Source organism: uncultured Jatrophihabitans sp. (genome assembly GCF_964251945.1).
Taxonomy (GTDB): Bacteria; Actinomycetota; Actinomycetes; order Mycobacteriales; family Jatrophihabitantaceae; genus Jatrophihabitans.
This window is the reverse complement of record NZ_CAXULP010000007.1, coordinates 42,934-69,445: the sequence shown is the minus strand read 5'-3', so window position 1 is coordinate 69,445 and position 26,512 is coordinate 42,934. Positions and strand designations below refer to the sequence as shown.

Here is a 26,512-nt window from a genome sequence, read left to right as displayed (position 1 = left end):
CTAGGCGGAAGTCCGGATTGCCGCGACGACGGCCGCCAGTGCGGTCGGCTGGCGACCGGTCAGGTCGGCGACCGCGGTGCTGACCTTCGCGAGGTAGCCGTTGCGGGTCGACGCGCCGAAGGACGCCACCAGCTCCGCGACCTCGTCCGGGAGGCCGGCCTCCCGCAGGCCCGCGGCGAACGTGTCATCGTCGACGCTGACGAGTTCGACGGGGCGGCCGCCGAGCTCACCCGCGAGGGCGGCCAGGTCGGCGCCGCTCAGCGCCTCGGGTCCGGTGACGTCGTAGGTCATGCCTTCGTGGCCGTCCTGGGTCAGCACCGCTGCGGCGGCCGCCGCGCAATCCTCGCGTGTCACGTACGCGGTGGCGCCGTTCCCGCCGTTGGTCACCAGCCGGCCGGACGCGATGGCGTGCTCGATACCGGGCGCCTGCATGTGCGCGTACACGTTGTTGCGCAGCACCGTCCACTGCACGGTGCTGTCGCTCAGCGCTTGCTCGGTGCCGGCGTGATCGGCGACCACCAGGGCGGGGTTGTCCGCGACCGGCTCGGGGACTGAGGTGTACACGATGTGCCGCACACCGGCCTTTGCCGCGGCCGCGATGGCGTCGCGCTGCGGGTCTAGGCGCGCGCCGACCGCGTCCGTGGAGATCAACAGCAGCCGATCGACCGCCACGAAGGCGTCGTCGAGCGTGCTCGGGTCCGCGAAGTCGACTCGGCGCACCTCCGCTCCGCGCGCGGCGAGATCGGCGAGCAGCTCTGGGCGCCGGGTGGTGAGCACGACCTCTCTCGGGTCGACTGCCTGCAGCACCAACTCGGCGGTGGCGCGTCCGAGGTGGCCGGAGGCTCCGGTGATGGCGATCGTCATGTCTGCTCCAATTTTGCACTCGTCACGATTGCGAATATACGTTGACCGTAGCCGCAACGATTGCAATATGGCAATATGGAATCGTGGCGACGTCGAGGAACACCCAGTTCGCTGTCGCGGTGCATGTGCTCACCTACCTCGCCGGCGAGGGCCAGGGCCGCACCGCAAGTTCCGACGAGCTCGCCCAGAGCACCAACGTCAACCCGGTCTACGTGCGCCGAGTGCTCGGGCCGCTGCGCGCGGCCGGGCTAGTGCGCTCGCGGCCGGGCAAGCACGGAGGTTGGGAACTGGCGGCGGACGCCAGCGACATCACGCTGGCCCAGGTCTGGCGCCTACTCCAGGGAGCCGACCCGGTGCTTGGACTGCACGGACCCAATCCGGCGTGCGCAGTCGGCCGTAGCGTCCAAGAATCGTTGACCGCGCTCGATCAGGCGGTTGCCGACGGAGTCGCGGCCGAACTCGAACGATTCACCGTCCACGACGTCCTGAGCCAAAGCTTGTCGAACAGGTGAGGTAAGTCCGCTGCTCGCACGGGCGCTTGGCTCAATGATCGTCGCGGGAGAAGTCACTCGGGTCGAACTTGTCGTCGCGCAGGTGGCCCTCGATCTGCTCCAGGCTGTAGGACGTCAGATCAGGCATGCGACGCCATACGAACACCCATGCCGCGACGTTGAAGGCGGCGTAGAGCCACATCGTCTGCCCCACGCCGATGCCATTGATCACGGTCAGCACCGACAGGGTAATCAGCAGATTCGTGCTCCAGAGGATCGTCGCCTGCACACTCGTCCCCGCCGACCGAACGGCGAGGGGATAGATCTCTGAGCCGGTCAGCCAGCCCATGAGTTGGAGACCGCCGGCGTTGAAGAACATGAACGCCACGAGGCAGGCGATCAGGAACGGCACGTCGCTGCGGCCGCTGTTCCCCGTGACGAACAACGCCCCCAGCGTGGCCAGGGCGAGCGCGGCGCCCGGAATCATGAACAGGGTGAGCCGGCGGCGCCCGATTCGGTCGACGACGTTGAGCCCGACCACCATCATCACCAGGTAGGTGCCACCGAGTGCGACGCTGACTCGCAGCGCGGCCGAGGCGGAAAAACCGTTGTCGGTGAGGATCGTCGGCGCGTAGTAGATGATCATCTCAATGCCGGAGAGCTGCGTGAACACGGCGATGCCGCAGCCGACGAGCAGGGCGGGACGGACCCAGCGTTGCCGCAGCCCTCGCCACCCCCGGCCCTTGGCGCCAGCATCACGCTCGTGCTCCTCGAGCTCGACGATCTCCGACATCTCCGCGTCGATGTCGGACCCGTCGGCGCGCAGGCGCCCCAACGCCTCGCGCGCGCCGTCCTGATCATCGACCCGCACCAGCCACCGAGGGCTCTCCGGCAGCCGGAGCATCACCAGCAGCAAGATGGCCGCCGGCACCGCCGCCATCCCGACCTCTACCCGCCAGGACAGACTCTGAGTCGCCCCCACGATGGTCGACGCCACGATGCCCACCCCGATGCCGACCTGAAAGGTGAGCACGAGCTTGCCCCGATGCCGCGCCGGGGCCAGCTCGGCCACATACATCGGCACGGTCTGAGTGGCGCCCCCGACCGCCAAGCCCAGCACCACCCTGGCAACGCAGAGTGTCCAGGCGCTGGGCGCGAGCGCGCACGCCAGCGTGCCCACGACGAACACGGTGGCCACCAGCAGTATCGTGCGGCGGCGACCCAGGCGTTCGGAGAACCGGCTGCCGAGCAACGCGCCGAGCGCGGCGCCGAACAGAATGCTGCCAGCGATCACCTGCTCGACTGCGCTGTCAGTGTGGAAGTCCCGGCGGATCTGCAGCAACGCGCCAGAGATGATGCCGGTGTCGTAGCCGTAGAGCAGCGAGGAGATCGCCGAGACCGCCGCCGCCAGCAACACGACCGCGGTGAACTGTTGCGAACGCCGCCGACCAGATGACTCGCGGTTCGCAGACTTGGTTTGCGTCGGTGCAGCCATGTTTCACCTCACGCCAGATCCGACCGCGCTGCGTGTTGCACGCCTGTCGGGCTGGACCATCTATGCCCACCAAGCCGCCGCAAATCTCACCCACGCTCGGACATTTGAAGGTCAAGTGCCCGGGAGAACGCATTCGGGACCATGGAAGCGCCCGTGCTGCTGCAAAAGCTCGACGCCGCCGGCATCCCCGCCGGCGTCGTTCGCACCGTCGACGAAGTCAACGAATGGGACCAGACCAAGTCACAAGGTCTTGTCACAACCGTCAAGCACACGACCCTGGGCGACATCTCGCTACCCGGCTCGCCGCTTCGGTTCTTCCGTCCCGGAACTACCGGCGAAACGGAGACCATGGTTACCCAACACGCCGCACCACCAGTCCTCAACGCTGACGGGAATGCGATCCGACGCTGGGCGCGGACGAGTTCACCGCCCAGGCCGTAGTTCGACGTCGCCCTCCGCGTTGACCGGCACGTTCAGCATGCAGTCCCCGCCATCCACCGCGTCGTCGATCTCGACCAGTCCGGCGAATGTCCGCGGCACCACCGGAATGCGCCTGGGCAGGGTGACGCTGCTGAAGTCCGAAGGTTCGACAGACCCCCCATGAAAATGGGTTCTGCCCTTCGCGGAGCAGCAGCTGCCCGACGTCTTGTGCCCTACTCGCGCAGCCGGTTCCGCAAACCGCCGCGTTCGGCCAGCTCCGGGCGGGTCAGGACAGTCAAACGCTATTGAGCGCTTGCGCGTCTGCATGCGGTGGGACGATGAGGATCCCCAAGCGCGGTGTGTTCGCCACGACCCAGGTGATCACGGCGATGATCGCGGCGATGACGATTGACGTGATGGCCACCCCGAGGTAGCCGTGCTCCGCGGGGTTCATGAACGGATAGGGATACCAGTGAACCATCGAGGTGGCGGTCAACAGCAGACCTACCGCTGAATGAGGCCGGGCGCCTTCTCGAGAAGCCGCAGATCGGCACGAGTCGGCGCCGCCTCCCAATCACCTGCGGCAGCGACGACGAGGGCGCCGCAACGGGTCGCGGTCGTCAGTCGCCCGGCGAGGCCGGCGCCTGTCAGCAGTTCGGCGAGGTATCCCCCGGCGAAAGCGTCGCCGGCGCCGACCGGGTCGATTGAGACGACCGGCATCGCGGGGCTGAAAAGGGCGTCGGCGCCGTCCCACGAGGCGGCGCCAAGCTCCCCCGCTTTGATGACGATCTCTGCGGGCCCGAGGGCGGCCAGAGCTCTGGCTGTCGTGCATAGGTCATTTGTGTGGGCGTCGGGGTAACCCAGCAGGTGCACTTCGTCGGTGCCGGCGAAGAGGATCGAGCACCGTCGCGCGATCGCGGTGAGTGCGGGTGCAGCGCGATCGGGCGACCACAACGCCCGGCGGTAATTGACGTCGAACGAGACTTTCACCCCGGCCTCATCGGCAATGTCGATCACGGAATGCACCGTCGCCAGCGACGAGGCGCTCAGCGCTGCCGTGATACCTGTGAGGTGGACGATCGCCGCGTTGCGGACGCACGCTTCCGGAATGTCCGCGGGCCGCAGGTGAGCGCCGGGTCCATTTTCGCGATAATAGGTGACGCGCGAGGTCCACGAGTTCCGGCGTTCGCGGATCATCACCGAGGTCGATGCCGAGTCGAGCGGCGCGTGCACACGCACGCCCTCACCTCGGATAGTGGCGACAACGAATTCTCCGAGCGGATCATCCCCTACCCGGCCGATCCAGGTGGCCGCACCGCCGAGCCGAGACACCGCGATGGCGACGTTCGACTCCGCACCGCCCATGCGCAGTTCGAGATGTGATTGGTGGGCGAGGCGTCCCACGGTGGGGGCGGCGAAAAGCGCCAGGGATTCCCCGATCGTCACAAGACCGCGCGGCGCGACCGCGTCGGGCGCAGCATCGTGTTCGGACATCAACGCCCGCCGGCGGCGGCCCGAACGGCATCCGACGTCAGCGCGGTGATCTCGGCATAACGGGAATTGGCGATCAGGTGTTGGCTCGCCATCCAACTTCCGCCGACAGCTGCCACGGACGGTAGGGCGAGGTAGGAACCGGCGGCGGCGGCGTCGATGCCGCCGGTGGGGATGAAACGCACGCGCGGGAACACTGCGGCCAGTGCCGCGACGAGGGCAGGACCGCCCAACGCCGCTGCCGGGAACAGCTTGACCAGGTTGACGCCCTGTCGGATGCATCGCAGCACCTCAGTGGCCGAAGCGACGCCGGGGATCAGGGGCACCCCCGCCTCGGCAGCCGTCTCGAGTAACTTGTCGTCGAGGGCAGGAGACAAGAGGAACTGCGCTCCGGCGGACACGGCGTCGGCGACATCGCTGGCCGAGAGGACGGTTCCCGCTCCGACGATGAACCCGTCGTCGCGGGCGGCCAGTGACTCGATCGCTCGCAGGGCTTCGGGTGTGCGCAGAGTGATTTCAGCGCAGGGCAACCCACCTGCGAGCAGGGCGTCGGCGAGCGGCCTGGCTGCGCCGGCATCGTCGAGCACTATGACTGGCAGGACTCTGCGCGCGAGTGCGAGGTCGAGCGTCGACCCCATTTCGACACCTGCTTGATTCATGAACCGTCCGTCCTTCCGTCCCACAGTCGGCTGGGCCGCCCCGGCGTGTCGGTCGCCACCGCAAAGAGGTCGCCGGCGGTCGGCTGAACAGCCAGCGCCGCATCCTTCAGATCAAGCCGCGATGTCGTGATGTACAGCGTGGACAGGTCGGCGCCCCCGAACGCGCAACTGGTCACCTGTGTCACGGGCACGGTCACCGTGCTCAGCAGCACGCCCGCTGGCGAATAGCGGCGTAGCTGACCGGCGCCGTAGAGCGCCAGCCACACGCATCCATCGGAATCCACGCACAACCCGTCCGGAATTGAACCGTTGTCGAGCGTTGCCAAAACCGAGCCCTGCCCCAGGGTTTCGCCGAGAACCGGATATCGCATGATGCATGGGGACGTGGAGTCGACGTAGATCAGCCATCGTCCGTCAGCCGACCAGTCCAGGCCGTTGGAAACCCGCCGGGTGGTCAACAACTGCGTGGGCGAACCGGCGCCGTCCCAGCGCCACAATGCCGCCTTGTCGGAATGGTCGTAGCTCATCGATCCCGCCCATAGGCTGCCGTCCGGTGCGATCTTGGCGTCGTTCATTCGCACACCCTCGCGATTCAGCTGAAGCAGGCGTCGGACGTGTCCGACGCGGTCCAGCGCGGCGACTCCGGGTTCATCGCACAGCAGATAGCCGCCGTCAGCCGTCGGCAGCGCGGCGCCAAGCTGGCTGTCGTGGTGATGCCGGGTCACGACGTCGCCTCGGCCGGTGACCTCGAGCAGGCGCCGGCCCGTCGTGTCCACCAGTGACAGCGTGCCGGCGGTCGGGTTCCACGCCGGCGACTCTGCATGCTCGGCGCCCAACGCGATCACGTGATCGGCACTGCGTTCCGCCGGGCTGGTCGTCACGGGTCGCCGCTGCCTCGAAGCAACTCCACCAGCTCCTGATGATAGTTCTCGTGCCCGTGGGCGGAAAACAGAAACCCGTGCCCGCAGGGAGAATTTCGGAGCACCGTGGCCCTTAATTTACCCCTACGGTCAGGAGCAGCGCGTCAGCTATCGCGCTATTTGTCGGCGTCATGCCGAGCTGAGCACTACCGCGATTGATGCGGGTATGAGTGGCTGGTCGCCGGCACAAACGTGTCCTTGATCGAGCGCGGGCTCGTCCATCGCAGCAGGTTGTTGGCGGCGCCCGCTTTATCGTTCGTGCCAGAGGCTCGTGACCCGCCGAACGGTTGCTGGCCGACGACGGCGCCGGTTGGCTTGTCGTTGACGTAGAAGTTGCCCGCTGCGTAGCGCAGCGCGTTCTGCGCTTCGACGACGGCCATGCGATCTTGCGCGATCACCGCACCCGTCAGCGCGTACTTCGAGCTGCGGTCGATCTCGCCCAACACCTGCTGATAGTCGCTGTCGTCGTAGACGTAGATGGACAGGATCGGGCCGAAGAACTCGGTACGGAACACGTCGTGCGACGGGTCGCTGCTGATCAGCAGGGTCGGGCGCACGAAGTAGCCCTCGCTGTCGTCGGATGTTCCGCCGGCCAGCACGGTCAGCGCCGAATCGTCGTGGGCGCGGTTCTGCACCGCGGTCAGTCGGGCGAAGGATCGATCATCGATGACGGCGCCCAGGAAGTTGGCGAAGTCGCTGACGTCGCCCAACGCCAAAGCCTCGGTCTCTGCGACGAGGTCGTCTCGGACGCGTTCCCAGACCGAGCGGGCGATGTAGGCCCGCGAGGCAGCAGAGCACTTCTGCCCCTGGTATTCGAAGGCGCCACGAATCAATGCGGTGCGGAGGACCGCGACATCGGCCGTCGCGTGCGCGAGCACGAAGTCTTTGCCACCTGTCTCGCCGACCATGCGCGGGTAGCTGCGGTAGGAGGCGATATTCGAAGCGACTGTCTGGTAGAGGTGTTGGAACACCGCCGTCGACCCGGTGAAGTGGACGCCGGCCAGGTTCTCGTCGGCGAGCAAGACATCGGACACCTGCCTGCCGTCGCCGGTGACCATATTGATCACACCGGGCGGCAGCCCGGCTTCAGTGAGCAGCGCCATCACCTGGTGGGCGGCGAACTGTTGAGTGGGCGACGGTTTCCAGACGACGGTGTTGCCCATGATCGCGGGTGCGGTGCACAGGTTGCCGGCGATTGCGGTGAAATTGAACGGCGTGACCGCGTAGACAAAACCTTCCAGCGGGCGGTGATCCAGCCGATTCCAGACGCCCGGGCCGGAGATCGGCTGCTGCGCGAGCACATCGCGAGCGAAGTGCACGTTGAAGCGCAAGAAATCGATCAGCTCACAAGCCGCGTCTATCTCTGCCTGGAACACGGTCTTGCTCTGGCAGAGCATGGTCGCGGCGTTCAGCCGGTCGCGCCACGGCCCCGCCAGCAGGTCTGCCGCCTTGAGAAATATCATCGCGCGGTCGTCGAAGCTCATCGCCTGCCATGCTGGCGCTGCCGCGAGCGCGGCATCGGCTGCCGCACGCGCGTCGTCGACCGTGGCGTTCGCTGTCGTCCCGAGGACATGAGCATGACGATGAGGCATGACGACGTCGATGGGCTCGCCGCCCGCCATGCGCTGTTCGCCGGCTATGGTCATGGTCAGCTCGATCGGCGATGCGGCAAGGCGTTCTAGTTCAGCCGCGATTCGCAGGCGCTCGAGGCTGCCCGGTGCGTAGTCGTAGGCGGTTTCGTTGTGTGGCACCGGTACCGAGCTGACGGCGTCCATGGTGGGTAGCTCCCTAGAGTGGAGGGCGAGAGAGGTCGACAGGCGCGGCGCGCTCAGCCTCGAGAAGCGAGCGCACGCAGGAAGAACAGGGTGTTTGCGGGGCGCTCGGCCAGGCGTCGCATGAAATACCCGTACCAATCGGCGCCGTAAGGGACGTAGGCGCGCACCTGAAAACCGTCGGAGACAAGTCGTTGTTGTTCGGTGGTGCGGATCCCGTAGAGCATCTGGAACTCGTAGGTGTCGGGCGCGCGACCGACCTGCTCGGCTAGCTGCTGGGCACGCTCGATCATGCGCGGGTCGTGGCTGCCGACCATGGGGTATCCGTCGCCACGGAACAGGATTTCCAAGCATTGGCCGTACGCGCGGTCGACATCCGCTTTGCTCTGCCAGGCGACCGCGGCGCTTTCGCGGTAGGCGCCCTTGACCAGCCGAACCCGCGAGCCGGCTGCCGCTAACGCGACCGCGTCCTGGGGCGTTCGATGCAAGTAGCTTTGGAGGACAGCGCCCGTGCCCGGGAAACGCCCGCGGAGGTCAGCGACGATCGCAAGGGTCGAGTCGACTGTGGACGAGTCCTCCATATCGAGCGTGATGGTGGTGCCATGGTCGGCCGCCGCGGCCGCCACCGGCTCGACGTTGGCCAGCGCCAGCTCATGGCCGCCCGGCAGCGCCTGTCCGAAAGCGGACAGCTTGATCGAGACCTCGACACGACGTGCCAGGTTGAGCGGGGCAAGCGTGTCGAGGGCGCGCAGGTATGCGTCACGAGACGCTCGTGCGTCCGCCGCGCTGGCGATGTCCTCGCCGAGGTGGTCGAGAGTGACGTCGATGCCGTGCGCGGTGAGGTCGCGGACCGTCCGAAGAGCGTCGCCGAGCCGCTCACCCGCGACGAAACGATCTACGACTCGCCTGGTCGGCCGAGTCGATGACACGACCCGGCGCAGACGGGGACTGCGTGATGCCTTCAGCAGGGCCGGTCCTAACATCCTTCGACGCTAAGGCGCTCGACCACATCCCGGACAGGGACAGCAGTCACAACCTCGACCGGCCATGTCATACATTTGTCTAGTGCCACAGGGACTTCGACCGTAATGGCGCCGCGCGACGACCTGCAGCGACTGGTCGACGAGATCTCAGCGCTCCTCGCAGCTCCCGTCACTCTGGAAAGTCGCGAGTTCGCCCTGATCGCGTTCTGCGCGCATGACGCGGAGGACGGCACAGACCTCGATCCGGTCAGGATGCGCTCGATCCTGTCCCGCGGCTCGTCCGCCGCCACGCAGGCCTGGTTCGAGAGCTTCGGCATCGCCACCGCCCGTGGACCGGTTCGCACCCCAGCCGACGCTGCTACCGGCACCCGCACCCGGCTTTGCCTTCCGGTGCGGACCTGGACCGCCCCCACGGCGCTGCTCGGCTACGTCTGGCTGCTGGACGAAGGACGAATCGACCCGGATCCGACTGGTGCGGCCGACCGTGAGCGACTGGCTGCCGCAGTAGAGCTGACCCGGCAGATCGGCGCGACGATGGCCGCTCGGGCGCCGGCCCACGACATGTCGAGCGCACTGGCTGCGGCGTTGGCAGGAAGTGGGCGGCGGCGAAACGAAGGACACCGATCCTTGATAAGGCGTTTCGGCGACACCGCATCGACAGTCGTCGTGGCCGATAGCACCGGCCGTCCGCGCGTTCGAGGTGATGGTCGCGTTCGGGTCGGTCGAGCGCCTACCATGATCGGCGCAGTCGGTGCCGACATCGACGACGCTCGGGTTTTACTCGTTCCTCTCCGCGACGTTTCCGATGACCGGCCCGCCGTCGCCGCTGCCGGGGCCGGCCCCGCGGGCTTAGCTGCACCGGCCGCCGATATCGCCACTGTCGCCGGCCTTCGCGAGAGCTATCAGCAGGCTCTCTACGCAGTCCGTGTCGCCCGCGCCCGGACGGCGCTCGGCCCCGTGGTGCGATGGCCCGACCTCGGTGCATACCGTCTGCTGCGCGACGTCCGCGGCCCCGACGCCGTGATCGAGGTGTTGCGCGACGTTCCCCATCTGATGGAGACGGCCGAGGTCTTTCTCGATTGCGCCGGGAACGTTCAGAAGTCCGCCGGAATACTCCATGTCCACCGTCAGAGTTTGTACGCCCGATTATCGCGTATCGAGACGCTCACCGGGCTCAACCTGGGCAACGGCGGCGACCGGCTGCTGTTGCATATGAGTGTCAAACTCGCCCGGGTCAGCCCGTGGCCGCATCCAGCCGGATAGCCGGGACGTCACACCAGCTAGCGGATTGTCGGACGGACAGGATTCGGGTCCACGAGGTCGAGCGGACCATCGACGGTGGAGCTCCATCCGTCCACTACGACCGACACGCTAGGAGCGGCTTCCAAGAGCTGGTTGGTGTACTCGTCTTGAGGATTTCGAAGGACTTCGCGTGCCTCTCCCTGCTCGCGCATGTGGCCGTTCTGCAGAACGATGACATGGTCGGCCACCGCAGAAACCACGCCCAAGTCGTGGGTGATGAACATCAACGACACGCCGAGATCCAGCCGAAGCTCATTGAGCAGATCGAGGACCGCGGCCTGCACGGAGACATCCAGGGCCGAGGTCACCTCGTCACAGAGGATGAGTTGAGGCCCTGCTGCCAAGGCACGCGCAATGGAGACGCGCTGGCACTCCCCCCCGGACAGCTCACCGGGATACCGGCGCGCCACACGACGCGGCAGGCGAACCTTGTCTAGCAGAGCCGAGACCTCGCGATCGGCTGCACGGGCGTCCAGCCGACGCAGTTGACGGGCCGGGCGGGACACGATCTGCTCCACGGTGTGTCGTGGGTTCAAGGCGTCGACCGGATTTTGGAAGACCAGCTGTATCTGTTGTCTCTGCTCGTTGGAACGGCTCTTGGTCAGCGGGGAAAGTTCCTGGCCGTCCAGCAAGATTCGGCCTCCGGTGAACGACTGGAGACCTGCGATCGCGCGCGCGGTCGTCGTCTTCCCACTGCCGGACTCCCCGACGATCGCAAGGCAGTTTCCACGGTCGATAGAAAAGGTCAGGTCCTCTACCGCTACAACAGACCCGTGCCGCGAGTGAAAGACGATCTTCAGGTGCTCGACTTGAAGCAGCGGCGCGACCGCTGATTCTTCGCCGCGGACCCGCTCCGCTGACGCTGTCAGCTCCACGGGCGGGGTGAGCTCAGACCGAATGCATCGCACGGCGTGCGAGTCGGAGATACCCAGCAGCGGCGGCAGCATCTCGGTGCACTCATGGACACGCTGGGGACAACGCGGGGCGAAACAACATCCCTCGGGACGTTCGCCGACACCGACGCTGATTCCTGGCATAGGGTCTAGCGCATGCGGCTTGACGTGATCCGGAATGGAGGCGAGCAATCCTCGGGTATAGGGATGCCGCGGACGGGTCAGAACCCTTAGGGCTGGCCCTTCTTCTACGATACGGCCGGCGTACATCACCGCAATGCGATCGGCGACCTGTGCGACAACTGCAAGGTCGTGGGTCACATAAACCATGGCTATCTGATGTTCGTCGCGCAACACCTGAAGCCGCTCGAGAATCTTCTGCTGGGTTACGACGTCCAGCCCGGTCGTCGGTTCGTCGAGCACGATGATTGAAGGGTGACACGATAATGCGGCAGCAATACAGACCCGTTGTTGCTGCCCCCCGGAGAGCTGATGAGGAAACCGCTTAGTGAACTCTTCGGAAGCCGGTAGCCCCACCATCTCCAGCAGTTGAAGCACAGTCGCCGTGCTGTCCTCCTGAGGACGGTGCTCGTGTAGCAGATCACGGATGATGGCGCCGACCCTCATCGACGGATTGAGCGACCGCCCGGGGTTCTGTGGAACGTAGCCGATCACGGATCCTCGCGACGTGCGCATTGACTCGTCCATCGGCATCTTCGTTCCTGCCAACGTGAGCGTTCCGCTTTCCACCTCCACGCCACGGCCGCAGAAGCCGAGCATAGCCCGCGCTGTAGTGGTTTTCCCGGAACCAGACTCGCCCACCAGGCCGAGAATCTCACCCGGGGCTAGACGCAGATCCAGCTCCTCCACGATTCTTGGGCCATTGTGCAACCTGATGGACAGGTCGCGCACATCGAGCGCGGCGTCGACGACTGTCATTACTCAGCTCCAGATTTGCTACGAGTGCCGACGAAGGCGTCGCCCATAAGATTGACTGCAATGGTGAGCATAGCCAGCAATAGACCAGGGGCGAAGACCGACCAGGGATTGGTGCCGATGATTACCCTGTTCTCGGCGATCATCAGCGCCCAGTTCGCAGTCGGTGGCTGAGCGCCGAAGCCGAGGAAATCCAGGTTGGCGATAATAAAGACGGCACCGAGGAAACGGACACCGAAGTCGGCCACGATGGCTGGCAAGATGTTGGGCAGAATCTCGCGGACGAGCACGGCGGACGTCCGCTCGCCGCGCAGCACTGCCGCTTCGACGTAGTTCTTCGTCGAGATCTCCAAAGTCGCCGAACGGACGATTCGCGCTACACCCGGCGCCAATACGAGGACGACGCCGAGCACCAGGACCCAGGTCTTGTTTCCTGCGCCTGCAATCAGGACGAGCAGCAGAACAAGAGGAGGAAACACGATGAACACGTCAACGGTCCGCATGAGCAGCGGGTCGAGCCATGACCGCGATATTCCCGCGATCAGGCCGACCGCCGTGCCACTGAGGTAGATTAGCGCCGCGGACAACAATGCGACCCACACGACCGAGAAGCCGCCGTGGAGAAGTCGGCTGAGCACATCTCTACCGAGATAGTCGGTGCCCAGGGCCCAATCACCGGGCGCCGATCCGGGGGCACCGAGAGGCTCATCGATTGGGTGGGACGCAACGGATGGACCGATAACGGCCACGGCGAGGACTGCGGCCGCCATGACCGCCCCGATTACTCCGTGCTTTGTCCTTAGCATGCGCGGCCAGCGGTCATGTGCGCGTTTGCGAGCGGTGGACGCTGCCGGGTCGGCGCCCACGATGTCGTTGGTCATCACAGTGCTGTTCGCAGTTTCGGAACGAGAACCACGACAAGCAGGTCAGCGGCAATATTGATGAGAATGTATAGCGCGGCTAAGACGAACGCAATGCCTTGCACCTCGGGCAGATCACGTGATGCGACCGCGGTGACAAGCAGCTGGCCAATTCCCGGATAGGCGAATAGAGCTTCAACTATTATGATGCCGCCAAAGAGGTACTGGATGGTCTGCGCGAAGGTCTGGATGCTTGGTGCGAGGGCGTTGCGCAGGGCGTACCGGGCGAGGACACGACGTTCGCGCAGTCCATTCAGGCGGGCAGCGACAACGAATTCCTGGCTGAGCGCCTCGATCATGCCTGCGCGAACCTGTCTGGATGCGAACGCCAGCGACACGAAAAAGAGGGTCATCACCGGCAGGATCAACACAGTCGGATCCGTGAAGGGCGTGTCCCCCTGTGCAATCAGCGCGACGGGCGGCAAAACGTTGAGCACAGAAAAGAACACCAGAATGAGCAAGGTGCCCAGGACGAACTCCGGCAGCGCCCCAAGGATCAAAGCGGTGTATGAAACGACTATGTCGACTTTCTTGCCAGCCCGGATCGCCGCGACGGTGCCGACGAGCAATGCGCTTGGCACGAGCAGCACAGTTGTTATCGCAGCGAGGATAAGGCTGTTGTAAAGCGGTGTGGCAAGGATATGACTCACGGGGGCCTTGCTCGCGCCTTGGGCAACCTGGATCGCCGACTGACCGAGGTCCCCGTGAAGGATCCCCTTGATCCAGTCGAGGTATCGGACGATGAGCGATCGGTCGAGGCCCAACTTGGTGTTCAGCTCCGCTATCCGCCCCGGCTCGGCATTGCGGCCCAACACGCTGGCGGCGACGCTTCCGGGTAACGCGTTGGTCGCCAAGAAGATCAACAGAGACGACACGATCAGCGTCGGCACCGCCGACAACACGCGCCGCGCGGTGAATGCGAGGAGCGGATGTTTGCCGCTAGAAGGACGTAGCGCCGAACGCGGATCCCAGCGTCTAGGCGCCAGCGCTGTTGTCATATGCGATCACTGCCCTTGAAGCTCGGTCGTCGTACATCGAGTGGGCCAAAGTCGATCGGGCGGAGGTCGGTACTAGAGCCGAGCGGCGGCCCCGCCATGCCGCTTGGCTGACGGCTTTCCGCGTGCTCGGCTGCAGCGCGCAATGTTGCGGTAACAATTATTGCCTGGCCAACGCTCGCCGCAGACGTTGCGGCCGAGTCCGCCGTGTCAGTCCGGGATAGCACCGATCGAAGCCCTCTCCATAGGTGCGCCCAGCTGGCGACGCTCGGAACTATATGTTCTCAAATATTCACGCGTCAAGGCTCGGGGACGGAGACAGGCGAGGGACTCGACCTGGCCGCTGCTAACCGCACAGGTCCCTCACCGGGCGAGGCCGGCCGGCCCCCTGGAATTCGCACTTTGCCGCGCGCTCACATTGGCAGCCCGAACATGTCAGCTCACGTCATGCCCGCTGACTGGATCCGTCGGCGCTGCCGAATCTTGCCGCAACCGGGAGCACGTGCGCGGCGAACGGGCCGTAAGCGGTCAGCACGGGGTGGTTGATCCCCGCATCGAACAACGCCTCCACTTTCTCGATAACCTGGGAAGGCGTTCCGGAGACCGAGAAAGCATCAACCAGCTCGCGCGGAACGTGCCGGACGGCCTCCGCGAGGCCGCCGCGAGCGATCGCCTGTCGCAAGACCACTGCGATCGCGGGATCCAAATCCTCCTGCTCTAGCTGATACTCGCCTAGCGCCGTCGACAATGCGACCGCAATATGTTCCCTGGCGATGTCGTGAGCTATGTCCTCGTCATCGTGCACGCCACAGATCATCCAGGCAACGCGTTCGAAGTCCGAACTAGTCCGTCCGGCCCTCTCAAGGCCGACGTCTACTTGCTTGTTCAAGTCTGCAATCAGCCGTGGTGTCGGCGAGTCGTAATGCACCCCATCGGCTAGCTCACCGGCTAGTGCACACATCTTTGGGCCTAGTGCAGCAAGATGAATCGGCAACTTGGGCGAAGCCGGAACGGTCGCCAGCTCGACCCGTCGTGCCGAAAATATCCGGCCCTCGACATCGACCGTGTCGCCCGCGAGCATGGCACGCAATATGGTGATCGCCTCGCGCATCGCCGAGATCGGGCTGCGGTAGTCATAGGACAGTTGCTCCGAGACGACGTTGCCAACCCCCGTGCCGATGCCCGCGACGACCCGGCCGCCGGTTAATTCGTTCAGGGTGGCAAACGACATTGCCAGCAAAGCGGGGTGCCGCATGAAAACTGGGACAACACCCGACCCAACTCGGACCCGGTGTGTGCTCGCGGCGATCGCCGCGAGCGCCGTCCACGCGTCGCGCTCGAAATACGTCTCCGACATCCAGACGGAATCGACGCCTAGCTGTTCGGCTCGCACAGCCAAGTCAACGGTCGCCCGGACGCTCAGATCTCCCAGGAAAGACACGCCACATCCATTACGCATGTTTCCACCCGCCGCAGCTCAGCCGGTCCGTCATCTGATGTTGACCAAGGCGACGCCGCACACGATCAGCGCCAGTCCCACGGTGTTGAGCATGCTCAACCGCTCATGCAAGAACAGTCCGCCGATGACCGCGATCGCCGCCGTTCCCGCACCAGCCCAAGTTGCGTAAGTGACCGACACTGGCAGTTCTCGGACGACTCGGGTCAGGAGCCAGATCGCCAACGCGTAGCCAAAAACGACGGCTATGGTCCACCAGATATTCGTAAAGCCCGCAGTGCGTTTCAGGCACGCCGTCGCCGCCACCTCGACGCTAATCGCGAGCGCGAGCAATGCGGCTGCGAACATCGATGTACCAGTCCTTTTGCCCGCCGCGACCCGCCCACCGGTGCAAGGCAATGTCTCCGCACACCGCACCAGAGCGGTCTTCACGGCATCGGCGCCTTCGTGACGAGTTCTCCGCCGACGGCCCAGTCACTACGTCCGATGTCTTTGAAGATCACCCATACGTCGGCGGCGCCGACCTGACCGATCCCGGAAACGCTTGCCGTGATCTCGGCGGCAAGTGCTTGCTTCTGCTCGACGGACCGTCCCGCAAGCCACTCGACAGTTACCAATGGCATGGCCGCCGTCGCTCCTTCCTCCCTACACGACCCAAGCATCGACATAACGATAGTTGTTAGAACAATTCACTGGCGAGGGCGGAATTCCGCGAACCCTTTTGGCAAGGCCGTCAAGTAGATCGGAATTTCCCCAGACAATGGCACCGCCATTGTCGAACTGCTCTTTTTGCGCGATAGCCCACTTTTCCGCGGCTTTCGACTTGTCGATCTCGACGAAGGCGGCTTGTAGCGCCGAGTCGCCCGGCACATCCCATCGAGTTTCGTTGTACTCGATGAAGAAAAGGCGATACCACGCGGCGAGCGAAGCCTGTGGACTCGAATAGTCCTGCCCGAAGTGCCATGGGAAGCCTGCGGAGGAATCGTAATAGCTTGCGGCCGACTTCACATCAAGTCGGATATTCACGCCTGCTTCCTTCGCCTGCTGCGCGAACAGGGTTGCAGCCTCTTCCGCACCAGGAAACGCCTTCGATGTCGAGAGGGACACGGTCAGGCCAGATTGCCCCGCCGACCTCAGCAGCGACTTGGCTTTGTCGACGTCCCGAACGCTCTTGAGTGTGGAGTCGAAGTACTCGGAGCCCGCCCCGAAGAGGTCATTGCCAGGTGTGCCGAAGCCTGCAAGGGCGCCGTCTATCAGTGCTTGTCGGTCCGCGACAAGCTTCAAGGCCTGGCGCACGCGAACGTCCTTGAACGGCGCTGACGTGATGTCCATATAGAAAAAGGTTGCATTAGGCGAGGGAGCGCGCAGCAGCGTGAAGGCGCCCGCGGCGGCCTGCTTACCCGCTAGGGGGGGAAGCAATGTCGCGACGTCCAGCTGGCCACCCTCGAGTGCGTTGACCATCGCGGTCGGATCGGTGAAGCTTGAATTCACTATCAGCTCGTCGATATACGGTCCGCCGTGCTGCCAATAGTCGCGATTCGCGACAAACGTGCTCTGGGCACCGGGCGTGAAAGACTTATAAGAGAACGGTCCGGTGCCGATTGGCCTGCGGGCAAGTGTTTTGAGCGATGATCCGCTCTGTCGGACGCTATACGACGCGTTCACGGCACTGAGAGTCGGGAATTGGGCCGAAGGCTTGAGAAGGGGAACGATGACCGTCAACTTGCCGGAAGACCGGACATTCTTGTAGTCGATGAGGGAGTTCAACGACCCGAATGTCAGGCTGTCTTTGTCGCCCCAGCCCTTGATGGTGTAAACGACGTCCTCTGCTGTGAGGGTCTTGCCGTCGTGCCACGTGACGCCGTCACGCAACTTAAACGTCCACACTGTCGCGTCGGCGTTCGGCTCCGCCGATAAGGCGAGTTTCGGCGTAAGGCTCTTCAGGTCGCTGGCGAGGTCGAACAGCCGATCGTACAGTTGTTCGCCCCGGACAATGGCCGGAGGGCCGGTGATGGATGGCGCCAGGTCTTCCAGCGTGCCCTGCCCGATGACGCCGACGCGAAGACTGCCTCCGCGCACGGGTTTGCCCGACGCTTTCGCGGTCGCGCTAGGGCTCGTGCCGCTGCTGTGGGTGCAGCCATCGAGCAACACGGCGCCCGCGATCAGGGCCGCCCCCCCGAATAGGGCGTGTCGCCGCGATATCCCGGCGCTGGCAACGTCGCTGTTACCTAAAGGTAATCCTGTGGAGCGATCATCCATTGTTTAATCCTCTCGACGGCGACGTGTTCTGGTCTGAGCGGGCGGATCGACTTCGGGGTTGGAGTGGGCGACGGGACGTCTCCTCTGCGCGCGGCGTCGCGAGCGCTTGCCGTGCGGCGACATCGGACACGTTGCACGTCCCGCTAGACGTGTCCCGCCAGACCGCCACCGCACTACTGCGTAAATTACGGTGGCAAATATTCGTTGTCAATGGTTCGCGGTGATTTATTTAGGCGCCCCGGCCCGCTAACCTTGCTGGGCAAGTCACACCGCGTCTGGACGGCTCAGTGATGGTCCGCGTCCCGGCCGGCCTCGATCACCGCAAAGCAGATGGGGGACGTCGTCATCGAAGCGGGCGAACGCGACGCACCGTCGCGGCCGAAGATGGGGCGGAGGCGTCGTGGCGTTGTCTGTTGACGCAGAATACGAAGCCGCCGTCGCCGCGGCGATGCACGGACTTCCGAAGGCGCAGGCCTTGCCTGTGGGCGACGTTGGCGGACGTCGAACTGCGTTGAAAGCTATCCAACACCGCATCGCCGCGCTGCACCCGATGCCGTCGGACGTCGACGTCGACGACTTTCACATTCAAGCGGAAGACGGCTCGTTGTTGCTACTTCGCTGGTACAACAAGCGTGGCGCCGAACCTGGCCCGGCCGCCCTCTACGTGCACGGCGGCGGGATGATTCTTGGCAGTGTCGATCTTTATTCCGGGCTCGTAGCGAAGTACGTGTCGCTGAGTAGCGTGCCGATGTTGGCAGTGGAATACCGGCTGGCGCCTGAGCATCCCTACCCCGCAGCTGTCGAGGACGTCTACGCGGCGCTCGTGTGGCTCACCCAGCATGCTGCCGAACTCGAAATCAACACGACTCGGTTAGCGGTCATGGGCGACAGTGCTGGGGGTGGTCTCGCTGTCGCGGCGGCGCTGCTCGCTCGCGACCGCCGCGGGCCAGCCTTGGCCCGCCAGATTCTGATCTATCCGATGCTTGATGACCGCACCGCCCAACCTGACGTCGAACTACGTCGCCACTTGACGTGGAGCCACGATGACAACCTCACCGGTTGGCGGGCGCTACTGGGTCACATCCCTCCCCGCGACGTCCCGTCTTACGCAGCTCCGGCGCGCGCTGCTGACCTGACCGGTTTGCCTGCCACCTACCTTGAAGTAGGGCAGCTTGACCTCTTCCGTGATGAGGCGCTCGCTTTCGTCCATCGGCTCTGCAGAGCTGGAACCGACGTGGAGTTCCATTTGCGTCTTGGCGTGCCACACGACTTCGACATTTTCGCGTGGAAAACGGGTGTCACTCAACGCGCCGTGACGGACCGGGTGCGAGTTCTGCGCTCACTGTGAGTTTGCGCGCGCAGTGCTGGGTCCATGCGCATCGATCGACGGTGAGTGAGCCAGCAGGCGCAGCGCCTCGTCAGCACTGATCCTGCGATAGGTCTCGCGAGCGAGACCGTCGACCGAGATCTCGCGTCGGAGCGCGACCGCCTTGGCCAACTGGCTGTCTGTAAGCTCCGCAGCGCGCGCGGCCTGATAGGCGTTGAACTTCGGATCGACCTCTTTTAGCGGACGTCTCGCAGGCGTAGCTCTCTTGATCGTCACCTCGGCGGCTGTGAAACGTCGCAACACCTTGGTGGGGTTCTGCTCGGTCCGGCGGTCCAGTCCGACGATGTCGACATCGGCGGCAACCGTTCGGCCGGTCGGACTGTAGGCGAAGGTCGAGGCGATGATGTCGCGGAAGGCGGCGATTTCCTTCACTTCGAAGGCCGCCCCCACCGCGTCGGCAGCAGCGAGGTCGCCAACGCTGGCAAGATCGGGCACAGCGAGCCGGCTGATGCCCCGGTCGTTGATGGCGGCGAGTAATTCCTGCGGGTCGTCGCCTAGCAGCACCTCTCGCCGCGGACCCCAGAAGTCGAAATCGGCATGACTGCCATGTCCACCGCCGACATGAAACGCAAATATCTCGGGATATACGTCGAGCTCACCCCGGCGTCGTTCGTCGGCCGCGTAGTAGGCGCAGATCGCCAGCTGCAAAAGATGAGAAGCGCCGACGCCGCCAAGCGGGTCATGGATGACGATTCCGAACCGGTCGTGCCTGTTCCAGGCCGGGAACAGGCCGTCGATGCCGGCCTCAACGTCGTCGCCCACCCGGATGTCGAACTGTGCCGGGTTGAGCTGGGTGCGTGTGTGCATGGGTGCTCCTGTCAGGGCGATCACCATGTGCGAACTATAAGTTACGACATCAAATATTATTTCGCAACAGTTCAATAAATGTTCGCCGCTTCCTGCTCATCTGGATAGGCGACGCCGAGTTCTGCCCGAGCGGAATCCAGCAATTCCATGATTGCGACAGTGTCGTCGTGGGGCACCGAAGGGCTCTCCAGCAGTCCCGCCCGCAGGCATCGCGCCACTTCGAGGATTTCGGGACCGTAGCCCGCGCCCTGCCCGACGATAGGGTCGGGTATCCGGCGCACCTTTTCGCCAGAGTGAACAAGTAACCCGCTCGGACGGTAGAAGTCGCCTTCGGTGCGGATCCACCCAGTCGACCCGTAGATTGCCGCCTGATTCGATGTGAGCACCGACGCCGAGCACCACAGCTGCGCAGTGCTGCCGGACTGGGCCGTCCATTGCATTGCGACTGTCGCGTCGCATCCGGATTCGGCCAGCTCGCCGTTGACGGCCACCGACGTCGGTGCGCCAAGGAACAGATGCGCGAATGTGATCGGATAGATTCCGAGGTCAAGCAGCGCTCCCCCGCCGTTGTGGAGATCGTAGAGCCGATGCGACGGGTCATAAGCAAGACCTAGACCGTGATCGGCCCGTAGGAATTTGACCTCACCGATAGCGCCGTCGGCGACGAGCTGCTGCGCTTGGCGCACGAGCGGATTGAGTCGCATCCACATCGCTTCCATCGCGAACACGTTCGCTTGCCGCGCCGCTCGAAAGATTTCGCGTGTCGCTTCGGCAGTGAGGCTAACCGGTTTCTCGATCAGGACCGGTTTTCGGGCGTCGATCGCGAGCAGCGCGTGTTCGCGGTGGAACGGATGGGTCGAGGCGACATACACGACGTCGATGTCGGGATCGACGACCAGCTCCGAATAGCTGCCGTAACTCACGCAGCCCTCGAACCTGCTGGACAGCGCCCGGGCCCGGGACAACGATCGAGCGCCGACGGCGGCTACCCGGTTGCCCTCGCTGAGGGCGATCTCCCGCCCGACCGTCCACGCGATTTCTCCAGCGCCAAGTATGCCCCACCGAATGTCGCGATCAGCCGTGACGGGCACCGACCCAGTCTTTCACACAGTTAGCTGCTCACGAATATTTTTGGACGACTTTCACGAGCGACGGAGCAGTACTTGAGTGTCCCAGCCGCCAGCGCAACAGCCCCAGCGACGAAGGCGGCACGGTACGAGCCGTCGCCGACCACCAGTCCGCCGACCGCGGTGCCGACCGCGACGCCAACCGTGATAGCCGCGGCATAAAGCCCGTAGGCCTCGGTCATCATCGCGGCCGGCGTCACCACGGCCAGTGCCGACGCCTGCAACGCCAGCAGCGGCGCGAAGCCAGCTCCTGCGAATGGCAGCAGAAAGGCCAGACTCACCGGGCCGGTCGCCAACGCCAACGCCGCCGTGCTCAGCGAACACGAAGCCAACAGCGCAACAAGTCGGCGGGTCAGCCTTTCCGTGGGGTACCGCATCGCCAGCAGCCCACCCACGGCGCTCGACAGCGCCCATATCACGTACACCAGGCTCAGCCATGCCTCAGTTCCACTGGCCTGCATCAAGGTGATGATGCCGATTTCAGTAGCGCCGACACCAATCCCGAGGGTGAGAGCGATCAGCAGTTGAGTTCGCACTGCCGCACACCGCACGGGCCCAACGAGGCCCCTGCCGGTCACACCTCGCGATCCTTTGACCTGGCGGGTCTCGGCCAGGGATCCGAACGCAACGGTGATCAGAGCCCAGACGAGCCCGGTCGCCGCGATCACTGTGTGGGCGCTCGTTCGGGCCGCGAGCCCGAGCATGAGCAACGGACCCAATAGGAAGGCGAGTTCTTGCAGCGTCGCATCGAGGGTGACAAGCCGGTCGAACGCCGCTGCCGGCAACATCCAACGCCAAACGACCCGCGCCGACGACGACGTGGGTGGCAGGGCCAAGCCGCACAGCAACGCCAATGCTGGCAATACGGCGACGGGCGCCGTTTGACTGAGCATGCCGAAGGTCAACATTGTGGCTGCCGTCGCGGCGGCTGAGGCGTACAGCACCGGCGTCTGTCCGATTCGGTCGGCCAGGCGACCTGTGAGTGGCGCGGACACCGCCACGCCGATCGCGCAGGCGGCGCTGGTCAGACCGGCCATTCCGAACGAAGTCCCGGATTCTCTGGCTGCCAGGATGAAAAGCAGGCTTAGCCCGCCAATCGGGATTCGGGCCAGTAACGCCAGCGCGAGCGACGAGCGGGCCAACCGCAGCGAGGGCGGACTCGACTTGTGCGAGACCGCAACATCTTGCGCTGTCACGGCGCCTGCAACAACGGCGCGAGGATCGCGATGAGCTGACGCGAAGACAGAACGACGTCTGTGGCCAGCTGTTCGGCGAGCAGACCGTCATACGCCGCGAGCAGGAGACGTGCGCGCGCGGCGAGTTCGCGCTCGACGCCCAGATGTCGCAGGAGATCGACGTACAGGTCGAGATATGCGCCGACCCAGCGCCTTGCGTGTAGCCGCAGCGAGGGCCGCCGCTGCGCCTCGACCCACAGCGCGTTGCCCAGGATCGCTTGCTTTCGGTGGGTCGTGAAATCCTCACGGATCAGCTTCGCCAATTCGGCTGCCGCCGTGCGTGGCCTCCAGCGCGGTATCGCCGAGCGGCGTGCAACCACGTCGTCCATGGCGTCATCGACGATCCGGACGAACACCGCCTCAATCAGCTCCTCCTTCGACGCGAACCAGTAGGTCGTCGAACTCAGCGAAACTCCTGCGGCCACTGCGACCATCCGGTGCGTCAACCCGTCAGGGCCGACGTCGGCTACAAGTTCGAGCGCCGCGGACACGATGCGCTCTCGTCGATCCTGCCCGGTGGCCGTGTGCACATCAGCCACAGTACAGATGTACCAGAGCCTACCGAGCCGCGATCAGGTCGACCGGCCGACCCGGGCGTCTCACCAAGCCAGAAGTGTCAGGTCAGCCACGTGCTCGAGAAATCGTAATAATTACAAGAGAACGCGTTGGTCGTTTTAGCACCCCGCACCTTCGTCCCGTACGCGTCGAGCCAATTGTTCGTCGCCGGAATGATGTAAGGGCCGTCCTTCACCTGCTGTTCCTGCACGGCATGCCACTTGTCCCGCGCCTTGCCTTCGTCGACCTCGCCGATCGCGTCGAACACGAGCTTGCTCGCTGTGGGGTCGCCGCCGAAATGCGACTCGTTGTACGGCCCGGCGGGAACCATCGACGAGAGGTAGAAAACGGCGAGGGAGTTGACGCCGGTGCTGAAGAACGTGACTGAGAAGTCTCGGGTGAAAAACCCCGCCTGCGGCGTGTAGAACTCGGCCGGCGTGTAGCGCTGCACGTTGATTGTCACGCCGGCAGTTTTGGCCTGCTGCTGCAGCAACGTCGCGGTGTCCGACTGCCCCGGGACAACGCCAGAGGTCTTGAGAGTCAGTTTCAAATCCGACGCACCGGCAGATTTGAGCAGCGACTTCGCCTTGTCGATGTCCTGATGCTGGGTCAGGTCGCTGGCCCAGTATCGGTCGGTGAAGCCCGGCGCGTCGTTGGATAGGCTGGCATAGCCCTGGTAGACATTCGAGACGAACTGATCTCGGTCCGGGATGAGCTTGAGCGCCTGGCGGATGACCGGATTCTTCAGGGTGCCCCGATCGACGCGCATCACGGGTCCGACGAAACCCGGTCCCGGCTGGTTGCCCAACACGATGCGTCCAGTACGCGCGTTCGCCTGGGCCAGCGCCGGCGGCACGCCCGGCGCGACGTCTATGGCATTCGCGAGCAGCGCGTTGAGCCGGCTCTGGTCCGATATGTACGTGGAGTCGACCACGAGCGAGTCCAGGTAAGGGCCGCCGTGGCGCCAGTAGTTCTTGTTGGCGTCGAACAGACTGTAGGAGCCGGGCTTGAACGTCTTCAGCGTGAACGGCCCCGTTCCATTCCCATTGCTGAAGTCCTTCGTCCCTGCCTGCACGATGTAGCAGTTTGGGAAGCACGTGACGCTGGTGAAGTCCGCGATAGCTACCTTCAGCACGATTTCGACCGTGTAGTCATCGATCTTGCGGGCCTTGCCAAAGTCGACGATCGTCGCCAGCACGGCGTTGAAAACGTTTGCCTTATCCCCCCAACTGTGCTGAATCGTGTAGACGACGTCGTCGGCATTGAAGTCCTTGCCGTTGTGCCAGACAACGCCACGCCGGAGGTGAAAGGTCCACGTCTTCGCATCGGCGCTCGGGGTCGCGCTCTCGGCCAATGCTGGAATCGTCGTGCCGTTCGGGCCAGGCAGAAACAGCGGGTCGTACAAGCTGAACAGCCGGATGAAGTCCGAAATCCCGATCGTCGTCAGTGGACTTATCGTCTCGACGGATCCGTTGGTCAGGGCTCCGACGCGCAGTGTGCCGCCACGCGAGATTCGGCCCGCGGAGGTCGGCCCGCCTGAGTACGACTTCTTTCCGGTGGTGGCCGCCGCACAGGCGCTCAGCCCGATGGTCGCAGCGGCCATACCGAGCGTGCCGGCGAGAAATGTCCGCCGGCTGGTCCCAGCGGATGCCGGAAGCCACAGATCATCGGTGCTCATGTCCGCGCTCCTGTCGGTCGACGTTGCGCAACCGCCTGCCGATGCTGGGTCACACTGCTGCCGTCACGCTGGGCACGGCGCTCATCAGACGCTGGGCGTAGTCCGACTCAGGGGCGTCAAGCACGGCCCTGGTCGCGCCGGTCTCGCAAATCCGACCACCCTGCAGCACCAGCACGCGGTCGGCGAGGTTCGCCACCACGCCCAGATCGTGCGTGATGAACAGCATCGACAGTCCGAGCCGCTCGCGCAGATCACGCAGCAGCGACAGCACCGCTGCCTGCACGGACACATCCAGCGCCGAGGTGATTTCGTCGCAGATCAGGATCTCGGGATTCGTGGCGAGGCCGCGCGCGATTGCCACACGTTGACGTTCGCCGCCTGAGAGTTGGCGCGGCAGGCATTCCGCCAATGAGGGCTGCAGTCGCACCAATTCCATGAGTTCTTCGACTGTTCGACGATCGCTCTTCCGGCACAAGCGCAGCGAGCGTTCGATCGCGGTGCGAACGGTTTGCCTCGGGTTCAGGGCGGCTGTGGCGTTCTGAAACACGATCTGGACCAGCCGTCGCTGCTCGACGGTGCGTTTCTGCGCGACCGGAGCCAACTGCTGGCCGAGCAGTTTGATCGAGCCGGTCTTGTACGTTTGAATGCCTGCGACTGTCCGGGCAATCGTCGTCTTGCCACTGCCGGATTCGCCGACCACCGCGACGCATTCACCTCTGTTGAGGGTGAAGCTGACGTCGGCCACGGCAGCGACCGGAACCCCTCGCACCCGGTATTCGATCGACAGGTTCTGAACGGCGAGAAGCTCTTTGGACGAATCCCGCTCGGCGACTGGCGCAGTGTCGTGGATCACCGACACCTCGGAGGTCAGCGGATGGAAGCAGCTCACCAATCGCTCGGTGGCGTCGATCGGTGCGAGTGGCGGCTCCTCGGCTCGACAGATGTCGGTGGCGTGCGGACATCGCCGTGAGAAGGAGCACGACCGGTCGTCCCGCTCGGCCAGCGATATCGAGACCCCGGGCATGGCCTGCACGAGCGTCAGCGCCCGGTGATCTGGAGTCGATTGCAGCAGACCTCGGCTATAGGGGTGCGCCGGGCGATCGATCACCTGGTCAACTGTCCCGACCTCCACGACCTTGCCCGCGTACATCACCGCGACGTGCGTGGCCAGCTGAGCCACCACCGCGAGGTCGTGGGAGATGTACACCATCGCCACCGCCAGGTCGCGACGCAGCCGGCGCAGTTCTTGAAGCACCGCGCCTTGGGTGATCACATCCAAGCCGGTCGTCGGCTCGTCGAGCACAATCGTCCGCGCGCCTGACAGCAGCGCGATCGCCAGACACACGCGTTGTTGCTGACCGCCCGAAAGCTGGTGCGGGAACCGGCGCTGGAACTCCTCCGATGTGGCGAGACCGACGATCTCGAGGACTTCGGCCCGCTCAGCGCCCAGATCCTTCGACTGTTTCTGCTCGTTCGCGTCGCGATGCGTCTGCATCTCGCGCAGCGCCCGTCCTATGCGCATCGACGGATTGAGCGCGGTCCCCGGAGACTGTGGAACATAGCTGAGGTAGCGGCCGCGCAACGCCGCAAGACTGCGGGCGTCGGTGAGGTCGAAGGGCGGATGCCCAGGCAGGGTGACGGTGCCGCGTGCCAGCCGCGCGCCACCCTGCGCGAAGCCGAACAGGGACAAGGCCGTCGTGGTCTTGCCGCTACCGGATTCGCCTACGACACCCAGGATGTCGCCGCGGCCCAATCGCAACGAAACGCCGTCGACGATAGGAACGCCGGCGGCGGTCTCGACCCGCAGGTCGTGCAGAGCGATTGCCGCCTCGTCTGGCTCGACGTCGACTCCCCCGTCGCTGGTCAT

25 protein-coding genes are annotated in these 26,512 nt (G+C 64.7%); 4 read left to right on the top strand and 21 right to left on the bottom strand.

Annotated elements, in window-relative coordinates; genetic code table 11:
• A complete protein-coding gene (locus ACFFBG_RS14315; protein WP_375479838.1) occupies nt 1–864 on the bottom strand; it encodes an SDR family oxidoreductase in 864 nt (287 codons plus the stop codon).
• A gap of 83 nt (nt 865–947) precedes the next feature.
• Here ACFFBG_RS14315 and ACFFBG_RS14310 point away from each other — a divergent pair, with 83 nt between their 5' ends.
• A complete protein-coding gene (locus ACFFBG_RS14310) occupies nt 948–1,376 on the top strand; it encodes an Rrf2 family transcriptional regulator (RefSeq protein ID WP_375479836.1) in 429 nt (142 codons plus the stop codon).
• Between the two features lie 31 nt (nt 1,377–1,407).
• On the opposite strand, the gene ACFFBG_RS14305 is transcribed toward ACFFBG_RS14310, so the two are convergent.
• Nucleotides 1,408–2,850, bottom strand: a complete 1,443-nt coding sequence (locus ACFFBG_RS14305) for a sugar porter family MFS transporter (protein ID WP_375479834.1) — start codon at nt 2,848–2,850, stop codon at nt 1,408–1,410.
• Between the two features lie 141 nt (nt 2,851–2,991).
• Between ACFFBG_RS14305 and ACFFBG_RS14300 the strand changes: the two genes are divergently transcribed.
• On the top strand, nt 2,992–3,291 hold the full coding sequence (locus ACFFBG_RS14300; RefSeq protein WP_375479832.1) for a CoA transferase: 300 nt from the start codon (nt 2,992–2,994) through the stop codon (nt 3,289–3,291).
• A 274-nt stretch (nt 3,292–3,565) separates the two neighbouring features.
• On the opposite strand, the gene ACFFBG_RS14295 is transcribed toward ACFFBG_RS14300, so the two are convergent.
• From ACFFBG_RS14295 to ACFFBG_RS14270, 6 genes are all read right to left on the bottom strand, one after another.
• Nucleotides 3,566–3,766, bottom strand: a complete 201-nt coding sequence (locus tag ACFFBG_RS14295) for a hypothetical protein (RefSeq protein WP_375479830.1) — start codon at nt 3,764–3,766, stop codon at nt 3,566–3,568.
• Nucleotides 3,767–3,774: 8 nt separating this feature from the next.
• The gene (locus ACFFBG_RS14290; RefSeq protein ID WP_375479828.1) at nt 3,775–4,764 is read right to left on the bottom strand and encodes a sugar kinase; all 990 of its coding nucleotides are present in this window, start codon (nt 4,762–4,764) and stop codon (nt 3,775–3,777) included.
• Complete coding sequence (eda, locus tag ACFFBG_RS14285; protein WP_375480045.1) at nt 4,764–5,399, bottom strand: bifunctional 4-hydroxy-2-oxoglutarate aldolase/2-dehydro-3-deoxy-phosphogluconate aldolase; 636 nt, start codon at nt 5,397–5,399, stop codon at nt 4,764–4,766. Before eda ends, ACFFBG_RS14290 begins: the two co-directional genes overlap by 1 nt.
• Nucleotides 5,400–5,416: 17 nt before the next feature.
• Nucleotides 5,417–6,301 carry an SMP-30/gluconolactonase/LRE family protein gene (locus ACFFBG_RS14280; protein WP_375479826.1) on the bottom strand — a complete coding sequence of 295 codons (885 nt, stop codon included), beginning with the start codon at nt 6,299–6,301 and terminating at the stop codon, nt 5,417–5,419.
• Between the two features lie 185 nt (nt 6,302–6,486).
• Nucleotides 6,487–8,115, bottom strand: coding sequence for an L-glutamate gamma-semialdehyde dehydrogenase (gene pruA / locus ACFFBG_RS14275; protein WP_375479824.1), 1,629 nt, complete (start codon nt 8,113–8,115; stop codon nt 6,487–6,489).
• 53 nt (nt 8,116–8,168) lie between these two features.
• Entirely contained in the window at nt 8,169–9,095 is a 927-nt protein-coding gene (locus ACFFBG_RS14270; protein WP_375479822.1) for a proline dehydrogenase family protein, read from the bottom strand.
• A gap of 105 nt (nt 9,096–9,200) precedes the next feature.
• On the opposite strand from ACFFBG_RS14270, the gene ACFFBG_RS14265 reads away from it, so the two are divergent.
• Entirely contained in the window at nt 9,201–10,358 is a 1,158-nt protein-coding gene (locus ACFFBG_RS14265; RefSeq protein WP_375479820.1) for a PucR family transcriptional regulator, read from the top strand.
• 17 nt (nt 10,359–10,375) lie between these two features.
• Here ACFFBG_RS14265 and ACFFBG_RS14260 read toward each other — a convergent pair whose 3' ends face one another.
• From ACFFBG_RS14260 to ACFFBG_RS14230, 7 genes are all read right to left on the bottom strand, one after another.
• Nucleotides 10,376–12,229: an ABC transporter ATP-binding protein gene (locus ACFFBG_RS14260; protein WP_375479818.1), complete on the bottom strand. Its 1,854-nt coding sequence runs from the start codon at nt 12,227–12,229 to the stop codon at nt 10,376–10,378.
• On the bottom strand, nt 12,229–13,107 hold the full coding sequence (locus ACFFBG_RS14255) for an ABC transporter permease (protein WP_375479816.1): 879 nt from the start codon (nt 13,105–13,107) through the stop codon (nt 12,229–12,231). Before ACFFBG_RS14255 ends, ACFFBG_RS14260 begins: the two co-directional genes overlap by 1 nt.
• On the bottom strand, nt 13,107–14,144 hold the full coding sequence (locus ACFFBG_RS14250; protein ID WP_375479814.1) for an ABC transporter permease: 1,038 nt from the start codon (nt 14,142–14,144) through the stop codon (nt 13,107–13,109). The genes ACFFBG_RS14255 and ACFFBG_RS14250 overlap by 1 nt, the downstream gene beginning before the upstream one ends.
• A gap of 442 nt (nt 14,145–14,586) precedes the next feature.
• On the bottom strand, nt 14,587–15,582 hold the full coding sequence (locus tag ACFFBG_RS14245; protein ID WP_375479812.1) for an LLM class flavin-dependent oxidoreductase: 996 nt from the start codon (nt 15,580–15,582) through the stop codon (nt 14,587–14,589).
• A 48-nt stretch (nt 15,583–15,630) separates the two neighbouring features.
• The gene (locus ACFFBG_RS14240) at nt 15,631–15,945 is read right to left on the bottom strand and encodes a DMT family transporter (protein ID WP_375479810.1); all 315 of its coding nucleotides are present in this window, start codon (nt 15,943–15,945) and stop codon (nt 15,631–15,633) included.
• An 80-nt stretch (nt 15,946–16,025) separates the two neighbouring features.
• Nucleotides 16,026–16,220 carry a 4-oxalocrotonate tautomerase family protein gene (locus tag ACFFBG_RS14235; protein WP_375479808.1) on the bottom strand — a complete coding sequence of 65 codons (195 nt, stop codon included), beginning with the start codon at nt 16,218–16,220 and terminating at the stop codon, nt 16,026–16,028.
• Between the two features lie 22 nt (nt 16,221–16,242).
• Nucleotides 16,243–17,856 (bottom strand): ABC transporter substrate-binding protein, encoded by a 1,614-nt coding sequence (locus ACFFBG_RS14230; protein WP_375479806.1) that lies wholly within the window; start codon nt 17,854–17,856, stop codon nt 16,243–16,245.
• Between the two features lie 400 nt (nt 17,857–18,256).
• On the opposite strand from ACFFBG_RS14230, the gene ACFFBG_RS14225 reads away from it, so the two are divergent.
• A complete protein-coding gene (locus tag ACFFBG_RS14225) occupies nt 18,257–19,204 on the top strand; it encodes an alpha/beta hydrolase (protein ID WP_375479804.1) in 948 nt (315 codons plus the stop codon).
• Here the strand turns inward: ACFFBG_RS14225 and ACFFBG_RS14220 are convergent.
• The 6 genes from ACFFBG_RS14220 to ACFFBG_RS14195 all read right to left on the bottom strand — a co-directional run bounded on the left by ACFFBG_RS14220 (nt 19,196) and on the right by ACFFBG_RS14195 (nt 26,512).
• Entirely contained in the window at nt 19,196–20,077 is an 882-nt protein-coding gene (locus tag ACFFBG_RS14220; RefSeq protein WP_375479802.1) for a hypothetical protein, read from the bottom strand. The two genes, ACFFBG_RS14225 and ACFFBG_RS14220, sit on opposite strands and share 9 nt — an antisense overlap.
• A 44-nt stretch (nt 20,078–20,121) precedes the next feature.
• Nucleotides 20,122–21,141 (bottom strand): Gfo/Idh/MocA family protein, encoded by a 1,020-nt coding sequence (locus tag ACFFBG_RS14215; protein WP_375479800.1) that lies wholly within the window; start codon nt 21,139–21,141, stop codon nt 20,122–20,124.
• Nucleotides 21,142–21,161: 20 nt separating this feature from the next.
• A complete protein-coding gene (locus ACFFBG_RS14210; RefSeq protein ID WP_375479798.1) occupies nt 21,162–22,373 on the bottom strand; it encodes an MFS transporter in 1,212 nt (403 codons plus the stop codon).
• Entirely contained in the window at nt 22,370–22,903 is a 534-nt protein-coding gene (locus ACFFBG_RS14205) for a TetR/AcrR family transcriptional regulator (RefSeq protein ID WP_375479796.1), read from the bottom strand. The genes ACFFBG_RS14210 and ACFFBG_RS14205 overlap by 4 nt, the downstream gene beginning before the upstream one ends.
• 125 nt (nt 22,904–23,028) lie before the next feature.
• On the bottom strand, nt 23,029–24,645 hold the full coding sequence (locus tag ACFFBG_RS14200; RefSeq protein WP_375479794.1) for an ABC transporter substrate-binding protein: 1,617 nt from the start codon (nt 24,643–24,645) through the stop codon (nt 23,029–23,031).
• A gap of 49 nt (nt 24,646–24,694) precedes the next feature.
• Nucleotides 24,695–26,512 (bottom strand): ABC transporter ATP-binding protein, encoded by a 1,818-nt coding sequence (locus ACFFBG_RS14195; protein WP_375479792.1) that lies wholly within the window; start codon nt 26,510–26,512, stop codon nt 24,695–24,697.